Raw genomic sequence first — 15,804 nt, forward strand, 5'->3', positions numbered from 1 at the left:
TGCCTTTTCGGTGTCGGACACTCCAGACTAGAGACCGGTGCCCTGCGATCCAGCCGATAGGCTCGTGTCATGTCGCGAGTGCGCCCCGGATGGCTGGTCGCCTTGTGCGGGGCGATCGTCTCGGTGAGCGCCTGGCTGCCGTGGCTGACCGCCAACGGCGGCCGGGTCAGCGCGATCGGCGGCATCTTCGGCGACCTGCCCGCGCCGAAGCCCGGATTCGGGGTGGGCCAGTTGATCGTGCTGCTGGCGTCGTTGCTGATCGTCGCCGGTGCGATGTCGGCCAGGGGGTTCTCGGCTCGCATCGCATCGACTGCGGCGTTGGCGATTTCGGTGCTTCTGGTGGTCCTGTCCCTCTGGTACTACCGGCTATACGTGTACTCACCGGTGTCTGCCGGCTACGGGCTCTACCTCGGCGCCGGCATCGCCGTGGTCGCGGTGGTCTTGTCGGTGTGGGCGATGGCGGCCTCGTGGGCAACGGTCTCGTAGGCGGCGCGCCCGGGTTCGTCGAACCTGTTGTTCTGACCGGGGACCGATGGGTGACGTTGGAACCGCTGCGCCGTGAACACATTTCGGAGATCGTGGCCGTCGCGTCCGACGGTGAGCTCGGGCGGCTGTGGTTCACCGCGGCGCCCGCACCCGACGCCGTCGAGCGGTGGGTGGACGCCAGGCTGGCGGTGCAGGCGCCCGAGAGCGGGTTGACCTTCGTGGTGCGCCGCCACGACGGAACACTGGTCGGGTCGTCGAGCTACATGAATGTCGACGGCGTCAACCGGCGACTCGAGATCGGCAACACCTGGTACGTGGCGGCCGCACGGCGCAGCGGCGTCAACTCCGAGACCAAGCTGTTGATGCTCGGCCACGCGTTCGACGAGTTGGGTTGCGTCGCAGTCGAGTTCCGCACACACTTCTTCAACGCGGCCAGCCGAGAAGCGATCGAGCGTCTCGGCGCCAAGCTGGACGGGATCCTGCGCAGCCACCAGGTGCTGCCCGACGGGTCACGCCGCGACACCGTGGTCTATTCGATCCTCGACATCGAATGGCCCGCCGTGCGCAACAACCTGCGGTACCGGTTGAGCCGTCACGCGTGACGTGCGGCTTCTTGAATGAGCTGAATCCGCGAGGTGAATCCGAGTTTGGCGTAGACGTGGGTCAGGTGCGTCTGCACCGTGCGCGGCGAGATGAACATGCGCTCGGCGATGTCCTTGTTGCCCAAGCCTTCGACGGCGTGGCGGACGACATCCCGCTCGGTGGGCGTGAGCGACTCCCAGCCGCTGGCGGGCCGCTTCCGTTCCCCACGTCCGCGCTGGGCGTAAGCGATGGCTTCCTCGGTCGACATGGCCGAACCCTCCGTCCAGGCGGCGTTGAAGTCATCTTCCCCCATGGCTTCTCGGCACTGTGCGACCGCATCGTCGTATCCGATCGCGTATACCGGCCATCGAGCTAAGCCCATCACGATCCGGGCGGCCGCGGCTGCACCGAAGAGCCGGGCCGCGCGCCGATAATTGCCAAAGTCAGCCGCACAACGTCCGAGAGCTTCGAACGCCTCCGGAACATGCAATAACGCTCTGGTCGCCAGTGCGAGCACCAGGGCGTCGTGGGCGTCCCGCTCGGCTTGGTCGCGTTCGCCCTGGGCAAGCGCTACGTGAGCTCGCGCGACGAGCGCGTTCAGTTGGTAATTGCCGGCCGTGAGCGCGACGGTTTCGTCGACCCACCGGCGTGCGGCGGCGAGTTCACCGCACGCGAGCAGCGCAAGGGTCATCGGAGTGAGGGCTCGTATATAGGGCATCTGCTCGGGAACGGTTTGCCCTATCGCCGACTCACTCTCGGCCTTTGCTTCCGCGCCCTGTCCGGCAGCCAGGGCTGCAAGCGCCGCGGTGATGTGAATCTTGTCCTCGTGGAAACCGCCCATCGCGATCGAGACGGCGCGTGCTTCTTCGGATTTCGTCCGAGCCGCCGACGCCCTCCCCTCGAATGCGAACCAGCTGCTCTCGGCCGTCAAGGCGAACAACTCGAGCATCGGTTCGCCGGCAGCGTGTGCCGCTTCGCCGACCCCCCGGAGCACGTCGTCGGCTCCCCGCACACCGCCTCGCCAGCCCATCGCGGTGGCGAGCCAGATCCGGCAGTGCCGCGACACAAACCCGTCGCCGATCGCCTCGGCGACGCCACGCCCCTCGTCTGCCGCCAATTGCGAGGCGATGGGCTGGCCGGCCACATTCGTCGCGACGGCCAAACAGCTGAGGAAGTAGCAGAGTCGTGACCGATCCCCGGTCTTCCGCGCGAGATCGATCGCTTCGGCCCAATATGCCTGTGACACCTCGGGGTTGTAGTAAGCCAGCGCACCGCAGGCCGCTAGGCATGACGCAATGAGTCCTTGGTCGTCCTGGCCCTGGGCAGCCGCCAACGCCTCCTCGCCGCGCTCCAAGCTCGCTGCTTCAGCGGTCCAGGCCGTCAGGATGCTTCTGTCGGCGACGGCGCGGATCCAGACTTGGGCAGCGACGTCGTCGTCCTGATAACGCCTGTCATTGAACGCGAGATCGAATGCGGCGATGCCCTCTCGCATCCTGCCGCGTGTTTCCCAGAGCCTTTGCAGGGCCGAGATCTGCCGAAGCGCTGGCTCGAACTCCCCGCAGTCGATGCTCCAGGCGTGGGCAGCGCGCAGGTTCCCGGTCTCCTGTTCGGCCCAGCCGATGAGCCGCTCGTCACCCTCGAGGCGGGCCGTTGTCGCGACGTAATGGTCACGATGGCGCCCGCGCATCAGGGTGGCTTCGCCAGATTCGGTCAGCTTCTCGAGTGCGTACTGACGGACCGTCTCGAGTAGGCGATACCGCATAGCGCCTGATTCCTCGTCAGCGGTCACAAGTGACTTGTCGACCAGCAGGGCGAGCTGATCGAGAATCTGGAACTGCTCGGCTTCGTTGGTGGCGGCGACAGCTTGGGCGGCTTCGAAGTCGAACCCGTCCATGAATACGCCCAGTCGGCGGAACAGGATCTGCTCGGCGTCGGTCAACAACGCGTGAGACCAGTCCACGGAGGCCCGCAGGGTTTGCTGGCGGCGCATGGTGTTTCGGGCGCCGCCGGTGAGGAGCCGGAACCTGTCGTTGAGGCTGTCGGCGATCTGGCGCAGCGACAGAGCGCGGACCCGCGCCGCCGCCAACTCGATCGCGAGCGGCATTCCGTCGAGTCGCCGACAGATGTCCACCACGAGCGCTAGGTCGTCGGCTGCCGCGTGGAAGGTGGGCCGCGCTCGTTGAGCACGTTCGGTGAACAGCGCTACGGCCTCGTCCTCCAACGTCAGCGAGGGCACCCGCCAGGTGACCTCACCCGACACGGCGATCGTTTCACGGCTGGTGGTGAGAATCGTCAAGCGCAAGCAGCTGTTCAGCAATCGTGTGATCACGTCGCCGCAGGCGTCCAAGAGATGTTCGCAGTTGTCCAGTAGGAGAAGGATTTCCCGATTGCCGATGAACCGCTGCACCGTGTCCAGGGGGGACCGTCCGGGTTGGTCGGGCAGGCCGAGTGTGCGGGCGACTGTGATCGAGACGACGGTTGGATCAGCGATGGCCGCCAAGTCGACCCACCACAGGCCATCATCGAATTCCTCGGACAATGCATTCGCGGTCTCTATCGCGAGGCGGGTCTTGCCGGCGCCGCCCGCTCCCGTCAGGGTGACTAGGCGATTGTCGGCAAGTAGCTGGCATACCTCCTCAAGCTGTTGAGTTCGCCCGACGAAACTGGTCAGTTGCGCCGGAAGATTATGCGAGCGTGAGCGTTTGGCGGTACGCAGCGGTGGAAACTCATTCCGGATATCGGGATGACAGAGCTGTACCACGCGTTCGGGCCGAGGTAGATCGCGGACAGTATGCGTGCCGAGATCTGCCAGCCATGCATCGACCGGCAATCGGTCAGATACCAAATCGGTTGTCGTACCCGATAAGACGGTCTGCCCGCCGTGGGCAAGATCGCGTATGCGCGCAGTGCGGTTGATGGTGGGACCGATGTAGTTGGCCTCGTCGCGCAGCTGCACCTCGCCGGTGTGCAGGCCGATCCGCAGCCGGATCGGCGCCAGTGCGGCCCGCTGCAGGTCAAGGGCGCATGCCACCGCGTCGCTCGCACGACCGAACGCGATGACGAAGCTGTCACCTTCGCCTTGTTCGATGGGCCGGACGCCGCTGTGTGCGCCGATGACCTCGGTGAGGGTTCGATCGAGGGTCGCGAAGGCCGCCGTCATGTCATCGGCCTGGGTCTCCCAGAGCCGGGTCGACCCCTCGACGTCCGCCAGCAGCAGCGTCACCGTCCCGGTCGGTACCAGCTCGCTCACGCCCAAGTCGCTCCAGTTCAACGGCGCCGCGTCGATTCCAGCCATGCTAGCCAGCCTGTGGCCGTGAGCATGGGAAAACATCGGCGTGGATGCGTAAATCTGCCGTAGGGGGGCGCGTAGGCACGCCGAACTGCGGCCAGATCGCAGTCGATCTGACCGCAGTTGCGGCTAGGCGCGGTTACCCGGCCTCGACGGTCGTGGTTTCGATCGACTTCTGACCGCCGCCGTGGGCGACGTCGATCTTGCGCGGCTTGGCGCGTTCGGCCATCGGGATGGTCACGGACAGCACGCCGTTCTCGTATGTTGCCGAAATCTTCGACGCGTCAACACCTTCGCCGAGGGACAGCTGCCTGCGGTAAGTGCCGAAGAACCGCTCGTTGGCCAGCCACTGCACACCGTCGTCCGACCGTGCGGTGCGGTGTGCCGAGATCGTCAGCGTGCCGTTGTCGACGTTGACATCCACTGAGCCGGGATCAACGCCGGGCAGATCGGCGGTCAGCAGATAGTGGTCGTCGACCTTGCACAGGTCCATCGGCATGAACCGGGGGGAACGATTTGATCCGGTCTGGTTCGTCAGAAGACCCCGGGTCAGAGCATCAAGTTCGGTGAACGGATCAAAGCGAAGCACAGCAATTCACCTCCTATGTCACTCAGAGCCCGCCACCCTGGCGGGCAGCCAAATCACTGTGCGCACCTGCGATGTTAGCACTCGCCACCAGGGAGTGCTAGAAGTTTTTTTACGAGATTTCGACGGCTGATACCTGCGCGCCGGCGAGCGGTCGACGGCATCGGTCGCATGCGAAGACGGCGGTGAATCGCTGCCCGCAGGCGGTGTGCGTCAGCAGGACCGCGGTGCCGTCGGGGTCGGTGAACCAGCGCTGGGCCCACTGCAGAGCGGAGATCAGGATCGGGAATAGGGCGCGGCCCTTGTCGGTCAGTTCGTACCGGTCGCCGACGTCGGCGAGCACCCCGTTGGCGGTGAACGTGGTCAGCCGGTCGGCAATCGATCCGGGGGGCGCTCCGAGTTGAGCCTGAAAGTCGGTGAACCGCCGGACGCCGACGAATGCCGCCACCAGCAGCGCGAAGCCCCAGCGGTTTCCCATGATGCTCATTGTCTGCGGGAACAGACCCGCGGCCGTGTGCTGATCGGCCTCCGAGCGCCTGCGTGTCGCGGTGGCCGAGGGCACCGACCGCTCCCACGACCCACTCGGACCCCATTGGGGGACAACGTCTTTGTCGCCGGCACTCTCGCCGCACGAACGGCACGTCACCATCGGTGTGAAATCGGCGCCGCATGCGGCATGGCGCATGGCGGGCAGCGGCTCGGCGTGATCGGGGACCCAGTGGCGCTCCCACTCCCAAATCGACAGCAGCACCGGCCACAGCGACCGGCCGCGCGGCGTGCCGATGTACTGGAAACGCTGTGGCCCTTCCTGGTATTGGCGACGCTCGAGCAGTCCCGCGGCGGTCAGCGTTCGGAGTCGGGTTGTCAGCACATTGTTGGAGATCGGCAGGCGAGACTTGAAGTCACCGAAACGGGTCGCACCCAGCAGCGACTGCTGCATGACGAGCAGAGTCCACTCGTCGCCGAGCAAGCCGAGCATGCGGGCGACGGCGTTCGGCTCGGGCACGGACTCGGGCGGGGCCACCTACAGGCCGACGGCCTCGGCCGCCGAATCGGTTTCCCGCCACCTCCGCAGTTCCGATCCCGGAGCCCACGTCGAGTGTGTCCCGCTGGAGATGCGTTCCGGTAGAGCCAGTTTGCACACCGGGCCGTCGTCGACCCGGGCCGCGTCGAACACCAGGCAGTAGGAGGCGTCGGCGTTCATGTCGGTGGTGAGCGTGACGAGGTACCCGTCGTCTTCGGCGGTGCCGTCGATTCCCGGAGCCGGGACGGCGACGTTCGACCTGGGTGCCATCGCGGTCTCGCTGCCGTACACACCGTCGGGGAGGCGGAACCGCTGTTCGGCGCCGGTGCGCAGATCGTGTTTGACCAACCCGTCGAACAGGAACCAGCCCGGCTTACCGGTGGCGGCGTACGTGTAGCGGTAGGGGAGCCCTGCGTAACCGCCGTTGATCGTGCCGAATTCGGTGATGGAGTCGGTCAGCTGCTCCTCGGTGGTCTGCCCGGTGACGAGGTTGAACCGCCAGCGGTGCAGCCGGGTCTGCAACCGGTCCAACGCCAGGAACCGAAATGCCCGCTGCCACCGGTCGCCTCCCCTCGTGTCGCCCGGGGACGGGTCGCCTTCGAAGAAGCCGTCGAGGACGATCTCATCACCGTCCTCGTAGGCGTTGGTGAAGTGCAGCACGAACGTCGGGTCGGCCTCGAACCACCGGATGTCGGAAGGCCCACCGCGGCGGGGGATCACGGCGAACCGCGACGGCATGTCGGGGTGAAAGCCCGGCAAGTGGATCCCGGCTTCGAGCAGCGTGGGATCCCAGAACATCGGAAAGTCGTTGAGGATCGCGTAGTTCTCGGTGAACGCCATGTCGTGCGGCAGGCGCGGGCCGGGAAGCGGGACATCGGTGAGGTGGACGAGGTTGCCTCCGTCGTCGACGACGCCGTAGCGCAGGTACGGGTCCTGCTTGCTGTAGGAGAAGAACAGCAGCTCGCCGGTGCGGTCGTCGACCTTCGGGTGTGCCGAAACGCCCCAGTCCGCGGGGAACCTCCCGTGCCAGTCCTCCTTGCCGAGGGTGTCGCCGGAGAACGGGTCGACGCGGTACAGGTCGCCGCACTGATAGTGGCTGGTGAGCGCGACACCGCGATGGACGATGACGTCGGTGCTCGACGCGTCCTTCATCAAAGTCCGTGCACCCCAGCCGTGATCACGCTTAGCCAGTTCGATCGGCTCGGCCAGCCCAGGCCACAGCGGACCGCCGGCATCGTATTCGGCGAGCAGGCCGTCGGTGCGGACAAAGCGGTTGCGGTAGAACGCCTTTCCGTCGCGGAACCCGACGACGTGCACCATTCCGTCACCGTCGAAGGGGTGGTAGAAGTTCAGCGCCGGGTGCAGCGGATTCTCGGTGTTGCGCAGGTAGACACCGTCCAGGTCGGACGGAATCTCGCCCTCGACCACCGCGAGATCGTCGGCGTCCCATTCGGTGTTCTGGGGACGCCACGGTCCGGTGCGGTACGGGTGGTCGTCGTCGTCCGGAAGCGTCGACAGGTACTTGCCGACGATCTCCACGTTCGCGCTTCCCATGTCATGCCCTCCCGACGATGAAGCTGACGGTGGTGGCGGTGCTACCGCCGAAGTTCAAGGTGCCGAACGTCGTTGCACCCTCGACCTGGTAGTCGCCGGCGCCGCCGCTGACCTGCTTGGCCGCATCGAGCAGCATCCGCACCCCGGAGGCGCCGACCGGATGGCCGCCACCGATCAGGCCGCCGCTGGGGTTGATCGGCAGCCGTCCGCCGATCTCGATCTCGCCGTTCTCGATGGCCTTCCACGATTCGCCAGGCCCGGTGATACCGAGGTGATCGATCGCGAGGTACTCGCTGGGGGTGAAACAGTCGTGGACCTCGAACCCGTCGACATCGTCGAGCGTGACGCCTGCGCGATCGAAGGCGTCGAGCACCACAGCTCGGACATGCGGCAGCACGTACGGATCGTCGGCGGCACGGTCGAGTTTCTGCTGCAGGCCCAACCCCACCGTCCGGTGGCCCCAGCCGGCGATGCGGCCGAGCGGACGCAAGCCCGGATGGTCGCGAAGGAACTCGTCGGTGGCCAGGACGACGCCGGCGCCGCCGTCGGTCATCTGGCTGCAATCGAATCGGCGCAACCGTCCCTCCACGACGGGGTTGGTGGCGTCGTCGTCGGTCAGCGGATCCGGCACGTTCCATCCGCGAGTCTGCGCGTTCGGGTTCGCGCGCGCGTTGGTGAAGTTCAGTGCCGCGATGGCCCGCAGGTGCGATTCGTCGATGCCGTAGCGCCGGTCGTACTCGGCGGCCACCCGGTCGAACATGTGAGGCCACATGAACGTCGCATCAGCGCCCTCGTGACCGGTCCACGCGGCGGCGCCGAGGTGCCGGGCGCCGGTATCCCCTGCGACGGTCTTCTCCAGCTCGACACCGAGCACCAGTGCCGCCCGGTAGGCCCCCGACCGCAGATCCGCGATGGCAGACAGCGCTGCGACGCTGCCCGACGCACAGGCGGCTTCGTGCCGTGTCGCCGGTTTGCCCCACAACCCGTCGTGCACCGATGCGGGCATCGCCCCCAGGTGCCCCTGGAACGCGAAGAGCTCGCCGAACGCGTTGCCGACGTGCACCACCTCGACATCGCGGGCGTCGACCTTGGCCGCCGCCAGCGTCGACTCGACAACTTCGCTGCTCAAGTCCGCGAAATCTCTGCCTTCGCGGGTGAGATTCCTGGCGAAGTCGCTCTGATAGCCGCCGAGGATCCAGACATCGGGTGCGCGCACAACCGCAACGCTACTACAGCTAAGAGAGTGACTCTGCGCAAACAACCATAGGGGTCGGTCCCGTCGGCTCTGTCTTAACCGACGAGACCTCAGCGCGAGAAACGGTCGACCGTCACCCGAGCCTGCCCAGGACATGCCCACTGACCCGAGAAGCAAACAATCGTGTAGTCAGGCGACCGATAGGGAAGACTTCTCAGCATGACCCCGTCCTCCCGCACCCAGGACCTGGCCGAACGAATGGCCGAGTTGGCGCGGGCTTCCGCCCCGCCGAGCACGGTCGACGACGTGCTGAAAGACGTCACCGAGACCGCGCGTGAGCTGATTACGGGCGCGGACACCGTAGGTGTGCTCTTGATCGGCAGGGCAGGAAAGTTCGAATCGCTCGCGGGGACGTCGGAGCTGCCGCACACGCTGGACGAAATCCAGATGCAATTCAGCGAGGGTCCCTGCGTGGAGGCCGCGCTGGACGAGTCGATTCTTCGGACCGATGACTTCCGCGTAGAGGACCGCTGGCCGCTGTATTCGGCCGCCGCGGTAGAGCACGGTGTGCTCAGCGGACTGTCGATCAAGCTGTACACGGCCGATCGCACCGCCGGAGCGCTGAACATGTTCAGCTTCAAAGCGCGCGCTTTCGACGCTGACGACGAGATGATCGGCACAGTTCTGGCCGCGCACGCCGCCGCAGCGCTCCTCGCCAGTCGGGAAGGCGAACAGCTGAAGTCGGCGATGGCCACCAGGGATCGCATCGGCCAGGCCAAGGGCATCATCATGGAGCGATACGGCGTGGACGAGGTGCGTGCGTTCGAGATGCTCAAACAGCTCTCCCAGGACAGCAACGTCAAACTCGCGGAGGTCGCGCAGCGCGTCATCGAAACGCGCAGCGGTATCTGAGCGGCGACTTCAGCCGGTTGCGTAGTTCGGAACCTGCCATGCGGCGTGCGCTGTCGCCGGTCCAGCTGCACCCGTCGACCTCGCGCAGCGGCATGTCGGGAGCGCGTAGCATCGGCCACGACGACGTCGGTCGTCGATAAGAGGAGCGGAACGGCAGGGCAGTGACCGACAAGGCTCAGTCTGGCGCCGACGCGAGTATGCGATCGCTTCGGGACACGTTGTCGCAGTTGCGGCTTCGTGAGCTGCTGTCCGAGGTCCAGGATCGCATCGAAGAGATCGTCGAGGGCCGGGACCGGTTCGACGGACTGCTCGAGGCGATGCTCGTCGTCACGTCCGGCCTCGAACTCGACGAAACCCTTCGCACCATCGTGCGAACGGCCATCGATCTGGTCGATGCGCAGTACGGGGCGTTGGGCGTTCGCGGTCGAGGCCACGAACTCGTCGAGTTCGTCTACGACGGAATCGACGACGCGGCGGCCCGAGCGATCGGCCACCTGCCGGAGGGCAGGGGCGTCCTCGGCCTGCTCCTCGACGACCCGAAGCCGATCAGGGTCGACAACATCGCGTATCACGCTGCGTCCGTTGGGTTTCCACCGAACCATCCGCCGATGGTCACCTTCCTCGGCGTACCGGTCCGAATCCGCGACGAGGTGTTCGGCAACCTCTATCTGACCGAGAAGGCCGGTGGTCAGCCGTTCAGCGAGGACGACGAGGTTCTCGTCCAGGCGCTCGCGGCGGCCGCGGGCATCGCGATCGATAACGCGCGGCTCTACCAACAAGCCAAGCACCGGCAGTCGTGGATCGAGGCCACCCGCGACATCGGCACCGAGCTCCTGTCGGGAACCGAACCGGTGAAGGTGTTCCGGCAGGTCGCCGACAAGTCACGTCAGCTCAGCGGGGCCGGCCTGACCGCCGTGTTCGTTCCGACCGACCGCGACGTGCTGCCCTCGGAGGCGACCGAACTCGTCGTCGCCGCCACCGCGGGCGACGTTCCCGCATTGGGTGTGGACGCGGTTCCCGTCGCCGACAGCCCGATCGGCCAGGCGTTCACGCAACGTACGCCGATGCGGTTCGACGGACTCGGGCTCGGCGTGGATGGGGGCCAGACGGGTCCCGCACTGTTGCTACCGCTACGCGCGGGCGACGCCGTCGCCGGTGTGCTGGTTGCGCTTCGACCGGTCGGCGCGTCGCCGTTCACCGACGAGAACATGGACATGATGGCGGCTTTCGCCGACCAGGCGGCGCTGGCGTGGCAGTTGGCCAGCACCCAGCGCCGGATGCGAGAGCTCGATGTCCTGACCGATCGCGATCGCATCGCCCGCGACCTGCACGATCACGTCATCCAGCGCCTGTTCGCTGTCGGCCTGGCATTGCAGGGGACGATCCCACGGGCGCGCACGCCGGAGGTGCAGGAGCGGCTCATCGGATGCGTCGACGACCTTCAAGAGGTCATCCAGGAGATCCGCACCGCGATCTTCGACCTGCACCATGCGCAGCCGGGCGTCACGCTGAGGCAGCGGCTCGACGAGGCGATCGATCAGTTCGCCGATCCGGATATGCGCACCACAACGAGATTCTCGGGTCCGCTGTCGGTCGTCAGCGACAAACTGGCCGAGCACGCGGAAGCGGTGGTGCGCGAGGCGGTCAGCAACGCCGTGCGGCACGCGAACGCCAGTACGTTGCAGATCGGCGTGACCGTCGGGGACGACCTGTGTATCGAGGTCGTCGACAACGGGTGTGGCATCGCCGCCGACGTGACACCGAGCGGGTTGGCCAACCTCCGCGCCCGCGCCGAGGAGGTCGGAGGCCAGTTCTCCGTCGAGGGTGCCCCGCACGGCGGAACCAGTCTGACGTGGTGCGCCCCGCTGACCTGAGGTCTAAAACGCCGTCTGAGCTGCGAAAACACGTGGTGCCCCCGGCAGGATTCGAACCTGCGACACCGGCTTTAGGAGAGCCGTGCTCTATCCCCTGAGCTACGAGGGCGGACCGCTGGGAGCTTACCGGCTGGCCGGCCGCTGCGAATCAAACGTCACTGCCGGAGGCCCCCGTCGATTACGCTACTTTAAGTTCCGTAATTGGATGCGGCCGTCGCGGTCAGGAGGAGATGTCGTGCGCAGTCGCTACGCCGGCACGCCGTTCACAACGCCCACCGACGAAATCCAGCGGGCGCTCGAGGACGTCAGCGTCCCGACGCTGTTACTCAGCCTCGTGCACATCACTGGCGACACCCGCTTCATCCGCGACTACGCCCAGGCCGGGTTGTTCCTCAACGAGGTGCAGGGCTTCATGTCCGAAGAGGACAAGGCTCGGGCCAGGGCCGAGGCGCTGGAGGTGATCACGGCCTACCGTGACCGCGGCTGCCCCGAACCCGCACCGCTGGACGCGTCCGTCGTCAAGCAGATGATGGATTGGGCCGCATGCGAACCCGTCGGCGAGGAGTATTTGCCGCTGCTGACCGAGGAACTCGACCTCGACGGCGTCGACCCCCGCAAGCCCGAGCCCATCGATCCAGACGCGGCGGCAACGCTTCCCGTGCTCGTCATCGGCTGCGGCGAGTCCGGGCTGCTCGCCGCCATCCGGCTCAAGCAGGCCGGTCTGCCGTTCACGGTGGTGGAGAAGAACGCAGGCCCCGGCGGAACCTGGTGGGAGAACAGCTATCCGGGCGCCCGCGTCGACGTGGCCAACCACTTCTACTGCTACAGCTTCGAACCCAGCAACAAGTGGAGCCACTATTTCGCCGAGCAGCCCGAGCTGCGTCAGTACTTCGTCGACGTGATGGACAAACACGGCATCGGCGAGCACGTGCGGTGGGAGACCGAGATGGTTTCGGCCGAATGGGATGACGACTCGGGGACCTGGTCGGTCGCCGTGCGCGCGAAGAACGGCCGGGTTTCCAGAATCTCCGTGCGTGCGATCATCAGCGCGGTCGGCCAACTCAACCGGCCTCAGATCCCCGATATCGAAGGGGCTGACACGTTCGCCGGACCGGCCTTTCACTCCGCCGCGTGGAACCACGGCGTCGATGTCACCGGCCGCCGTGTCGCGCTGATCGGCGCGGGCGCGAGCGGTTTCCAGATCGCGCCCGCGATCGCCGACCGGGTCGAGCATCTCGCCGTCTACCAGCGCACCGCCCAGTGGATGTTCCCGAACCCGATGTACCACAACGAAGTTGGCGACGGCACCCGCTGGGCGATGGAACACCTGCCGTTCTACAGCCGCTGGTACCGGTTCCTGCTGCTGTGGCCGGGCGCCGACAAGGGCTTGGACGCCGCACGTGTGGATCCCGCCTACGAGCAAGGCGATTACGCGGTCAGCGACATGAACGCCGCCGCGCGGATGATGTTCACCGACTGGATCACCACCCAGGTCGAGGGGGACGAAGAGCTGCTCGCCAAGGTTCTGCCCGACTACCCGGCGACGGGTAAGCGCACGCTGCAGGATGACGGCACCTGGTTGCGAACCCTTCGCCGGCACAACGTCGACTTGATCCGCACGCCGATCGAGCGGATCACGCCGACGGGTGTGGTGACCGCCGACGGCCAGGAACGGCACGCCGATATCATCGTGTACGCCACCGGTTTTCGCGCGACCGAGGTGCTGTGGCCGCTGCGGATCACCGGCCGCGACGGCGACGGCAATCCGATCGACCTGCGCGACGTCTGGGGCGACCGGCCGTACGCGTACCGAGGGATCATGGTTCCGGGCTTCCCGAACTTCTTCCTCACCTACGGCCCCGGCACGCATCTGGCACACGGCGGCAGCCTCATCTTCAACTCCGAATTGCAGATGCGCTACATCGGCCAGTGTCTGCGCGCCCTGGCCGACGGGCTGCACTCGATCGAGCCGAAGGCCGACGCCACCGACGACTGGCGTCGCCGGTCGCAGGAGGCGATCAAGATGACGGTCTGGTCGCACCCGTCGATCGAGCATTCCTACTTCAAGAACGCCCGCGGTGAGATCCACACCGTCAGCCCGTGGAAGCTCTACGAATACCACGACGCGGTGCGCGAACCGGAATGGTCGGATCTCGTGGTGCGGTCGGTTGAATCCGTTGTCGCACAAGCGCGAAACTCTTAAAGCTCGGCGATCACCTTCGCGAACGGCTCGGCGTGCAGCTGCTGGACGGTGATGTAGCTGATGCCGTACGTCTCGCGGTAGCCGCGCAGCGTGTCGGCGATCTCGCTCGTCGACCCCGACAACACCGCGGGGGTAGCCAGCAGTTCCTCTTCTGACAAGTGGGGGAGGAACCGGCTCGTGATCGACAGGTCGGGCCTGCCGGAATCGTCGGTCGGCATGGCGGTGACGGCGATGTTGAGCTCGAGGTCGTCGAACCGGTCACCGGCCGCTTGGCGCAGGAACGCGATGCGGTCGGCGAGCGGATCGGACGTCGCGGTGATCGGGGCGCCGCCGGTCAGCCCGATGATGTCGGCGCGCTGAGCGGCCAGCGTCAGCAGCTTGTCGCCGTTGCCCGCGATGAGGATCGGCACATCGGGCGCGTGCTCGTTCATGTGCTCGGTGACGTGGCGCAGCCAGTCCACTCTCTGACCGGCTGTGGGATAAGGCAGCTCGGCCTGTTCGAACTCCTCCTTGACATAGCCGGCGCCGAGCCCGAGGTCGAACCGCCCGCCGCTGAGGTCCCGCAGCGTGGTCACCTCCCGCGCGAGCAGCGCGGGCCGGTAGAAGCCGGCATTGAGCACGAACGTGCCCACGCGGAGCCGTTCGGTCGCCATCGCCATCGCCGTCATCATCGGGAACGGCGCGGTCGTGTAGAGGTGGTCGGCGACGTGGACGATGTCGTAGCCCATGTCCTCGGCGCGGCGCGCCCAGTCCTGCACCGACTTCTGACGGCGCGCGGCCTGCAGACCGACGCCGAACCGGAAGGGTTTCATCACGGATCGATCGTAGGAGGGTCGCAGGTCGACAAAGGATGTTTGGCGCGCAGAAGCTTCGGGCAATACATCTGCCGCCGACTTCGAATCATCGGAGTCCCCGGACCTGAAGGATTTATTGCCCCGATCCGGCCCGTCGTGAATCATCCGACGGGCCGGATCAATATTTCGGCAACGAGTTGACCCATGGCCACGCATCCCACGATCGGCGTCGAAGAAGAGTTCCTGCTCGTTGACCCCGCGAGCGGGGAACCTGTCGCGCTCAACGAGGTCGTCGCCCGCGAGGCGTTAAAGCGCGGTGTGAAGCTGCAACTCGAACTGACCACCTGCCAGGTCGAAACCACCAGCGAGGTGGTCGCCTCTTCCCGCGAACTACGCGACCAGCTGCTGCGGCTGCGCCGACTCTCCGCCGAGGCCGCGGACGCGGCCGGGGCGCAACTGCTGGCGGTCGGGCTGCCGCCCACACTTCCGCAGGAGTTCCCGATCACCGACACTCCGCGGTACCGGGAGATCGGCGAGAAGTTCGGGATGATCGCGCACGAGCAGGGCATCTGCGGCTGCCACGTGCACGTGGCGGTGCCCAGCCGCGAAGCCGCGATCCGGGTCAGCAACCGGCTGCGGCCCTGGTTGCCCAGCCTGCTGGCGCTGAGCGCGAACTCCGCGATCTACCGCAACTCCGACACCGGCTACGCCAGCTGGCGCAGTGTGCTGTGGGCGCGGTGGCCCAGCGCGGGCCCGCCGCCGCACTTCGACTCCGTCGACGAGTACGACGCCGTCGTGCAGATGATGCAACAGGCGGGCGCGATGCGCGACGACGGCATGGTCTATTGGGATGTGCGGCCGTCGAAGAACTTCCCGACGATCGAAGTGCGCGTCGCCGACGTGCCCGCGACGGCGGCCGAGACCGTCCTGCTGGCCGCGTTGACCCGGGCCGCGGTGATGACGGCGTTGGAGGACGAGCGGCGCGGCGAGCCGACACCGCCGCTCGCCGCGCATGCGCTCAAGGCCGCGTACTGGAAGTCCGCGCGCGACGGCCTCGACGGCGATGCGGTCGACCTGCTGGAAAGCCATCAGCGGGTGCCCGCACGAGAGCTGCTGGACCGGCTCGTCGAGCACGTACGGCCCGCGCTCGAAGCCGTGGGCGACTACGACCTGGTGTTCGACGAGTTGCGCCGCGTCACCGACCAGGGCAACGGCGCCATCCGGCAGCGGCGGGCGTGGCAGCGCCGCCGGGACGTGGGCGACGTCGTGGCCGAGGCGGCCGAGGCGACGCTGGCGGGAGCGTAG

At 66.7% G+C, this 15,804-nt stretch carries 12 protein-coding genes and 1 tRNA gene; 6 read left to right on the forward strand and 7 right to left on the reverse strand.

The genetic code is table 11. From position 1 onward, the window contains the following. Positions 1-69: 69 nt before the first annotated feature. Complete coding sequence (locus tag CEX88_RS18470; protein ID WP_094294586.1) at positions 70-486, forward strand: hypothetical protein; 417 nt, start codon at positions 70-72, stop codon at positions 484-486. Continuing rightward, positions 450-1,088 (forward strand): GNAT family N-acetyltransferase, encoded by a 639-nt coding sequence (locus tag CEX88_RS18475; protein ID WP_420799230.1) that lies wholly within the window; start codon positions 450-452, stop codon positions 1,086-1,088. Before CEX88_RS18470 ends, CEX88_RS18475 begins: the two co-directional genes overlap by 37 nt. On the opposite strand, the gene CEX88_RS18480 is transcribed toward CEX88_RS18475, so the two are convergent. From CEX88_RS18480 to CEX88_RS18500, 5 genes are all read right to left on the reverse strand, one after another. Further along, positions 1,079-4,363 carry a LuxR family transcriptional regulator gene (locus CEX88_RS18480; protein WP_094294587.1) on the reverse strand — a complete coding sequence of 1,095 codons (3,285 nt, stop codon included), beginning with the start codon at positions 4,361-4,363 and terminating at the stop codon, positions 1,079-1,081. The genes CEX88_RS18475 and CEX88_RS18480 overlap by 10 nt on opposite strands. Before the next feature lie 133 nt (positions 4,364-4,496). After that, positions 4,497-4,946 (reverse strand): Hsp20/alpha crystallin family protein, encoded by a 450-nt coding sequence (locus CEX88_RS18485; protein WP_064399443.1) that lies wholly within the window; start codon positions 4,944-4,946, stop codon positions 4,497-4,499. 109 nt (positions 4,947-5,055) lie between these two features. Then, positions 5,056-5,922, reverse strand: a complete 867-nt coding sequence (locus CEX88_RS18490; protein WP_094294634.1) for a winged helix-turn-helix transcriptional regulator — start codon at positions 5,920-5,922, stop codon at positions 5,056-5,058. A gap of 45 nt (positions 5,923-5,967) precedes the next feature. After that, positions 5,968-7,521 carry a carotenoid oxygenase family protein gene (locus CEX88_RS18495; protein ID WP_094294588.1) on the reverse strand — a complete coding sequence of 518 codons (1,554 nt, stop codon included), beginning with the start codon at positions 7,519-7,521 and terminating at the stop codon, positions 5,968-5,970. A gap of 1 nt (position 7,522) precedes the next feature. Further along, positions 7,523-8,737 carry an acetyl-CoA acetyltransferase gene (locus tag CEX88_RS18500; protein WP_238382111.1) on the reverse strand — a complete coding sequence of 405 codons (1,215 nt, stop codon included), beginning with the start codon at positions 8,735-8,737 and terminating at the stop codon, positions 7,523-7,525. Positions 8,738-8,935: 198 nt separating this feature from the next. On the opposite strand from CEX88_RS18500, the gene CEX88_RS18505 reads away from it, so the two are divergent. Beyond that, positions 8,936-9,628 carry a GAF and ANTAR domain-containing protein gene (locus CEX88_RS18505; protein ID WP_094294589.1) on the forward strand — a complete coding sequence of 231 codons (693 nt, stop codon included), beginning with the start codon at positions 8,936-8,938 and terminating at the stop codon, positions 9,626-9,628. A gap of 197 nt (positions 9,629-9,825) precedes the next feature. Further along, positions 9,826-11,502 carry a GAF domain-containing sensor histidine kinase gene (locus CEX88_RS18510; RefSeq protein ID WP_094294636.1) on the forward strand — a complete coding sequence of 559 codons (1,677 nt, stop codon included), beginning with the start codon at positions 9,826-9,828 and terminating at the stop codon, positions 11,500-11,502. Between the two features lie 33 nt (positions 11,503-11,535). On the opposite strand, the gene CEX88_RS18515 is transcribed toward CEX88_RS18510, so the two are convergent. Then, positions 11,536-11,611 (reverse strand) — tRNA-Arg (locus CEX88_RS18515). 126 nt (positions 11,612-11,737) lie between these two features. Between CEX88_RS18515 and CEX88_RS18520 the strand changes: the two genes are divergently transcribed. Next, complete coding sequence (locus CEX88_RS18520; protein ID WP_202931561.1) at positions 11,738-13,705, forward strand: flavin-containing monooxygenase; 1,968 nt, start codon at positions 11,738-11,740, stop codon at positions 13,703-13,705. Here CEX88_RS18520 and CEX88_RS18525 read toward each other — a convergent pair. After that, entirely contained in the window at positions 13,702-14,520 is an 819-nt protein-coding gene (locus tag CEX88_RS18525) for an LLM class F420-dependent oxidoreductase (protein ID WP_094294591.1), read from the reverse strand. The two genes, CEX88_RS18520 and CEX88_RS18525, sit on opposite strands and share 4 nt — an antisense overlap. Positions 14,521-14,703: 183 nt before the next feature. On the opposite strand from CEX88_RS18525, the gene CEX88_RS18530 reads away from it, so the two are divergent. Further along, positions 14,704-15,804: a glutamate--cysteine ligase 2 gene (locus tag CEX88_RS18530; protein ID WP_094294592.1), complete on the forward strand. Its 1,101-nt coding sequence runs from the start codon at positions 14,704-14,706 to the stop codon at positions 15,802-15,804.

Source organism: Mycobacterium neumannii, from assembly GCF_002245615.1.
GTDB lineage: Bacteria > Actinomycetota > Actinomycetes > Mycobacteriales > Mycobacteriaceae > Mycobacterium > Mycobacterium neumannii_A.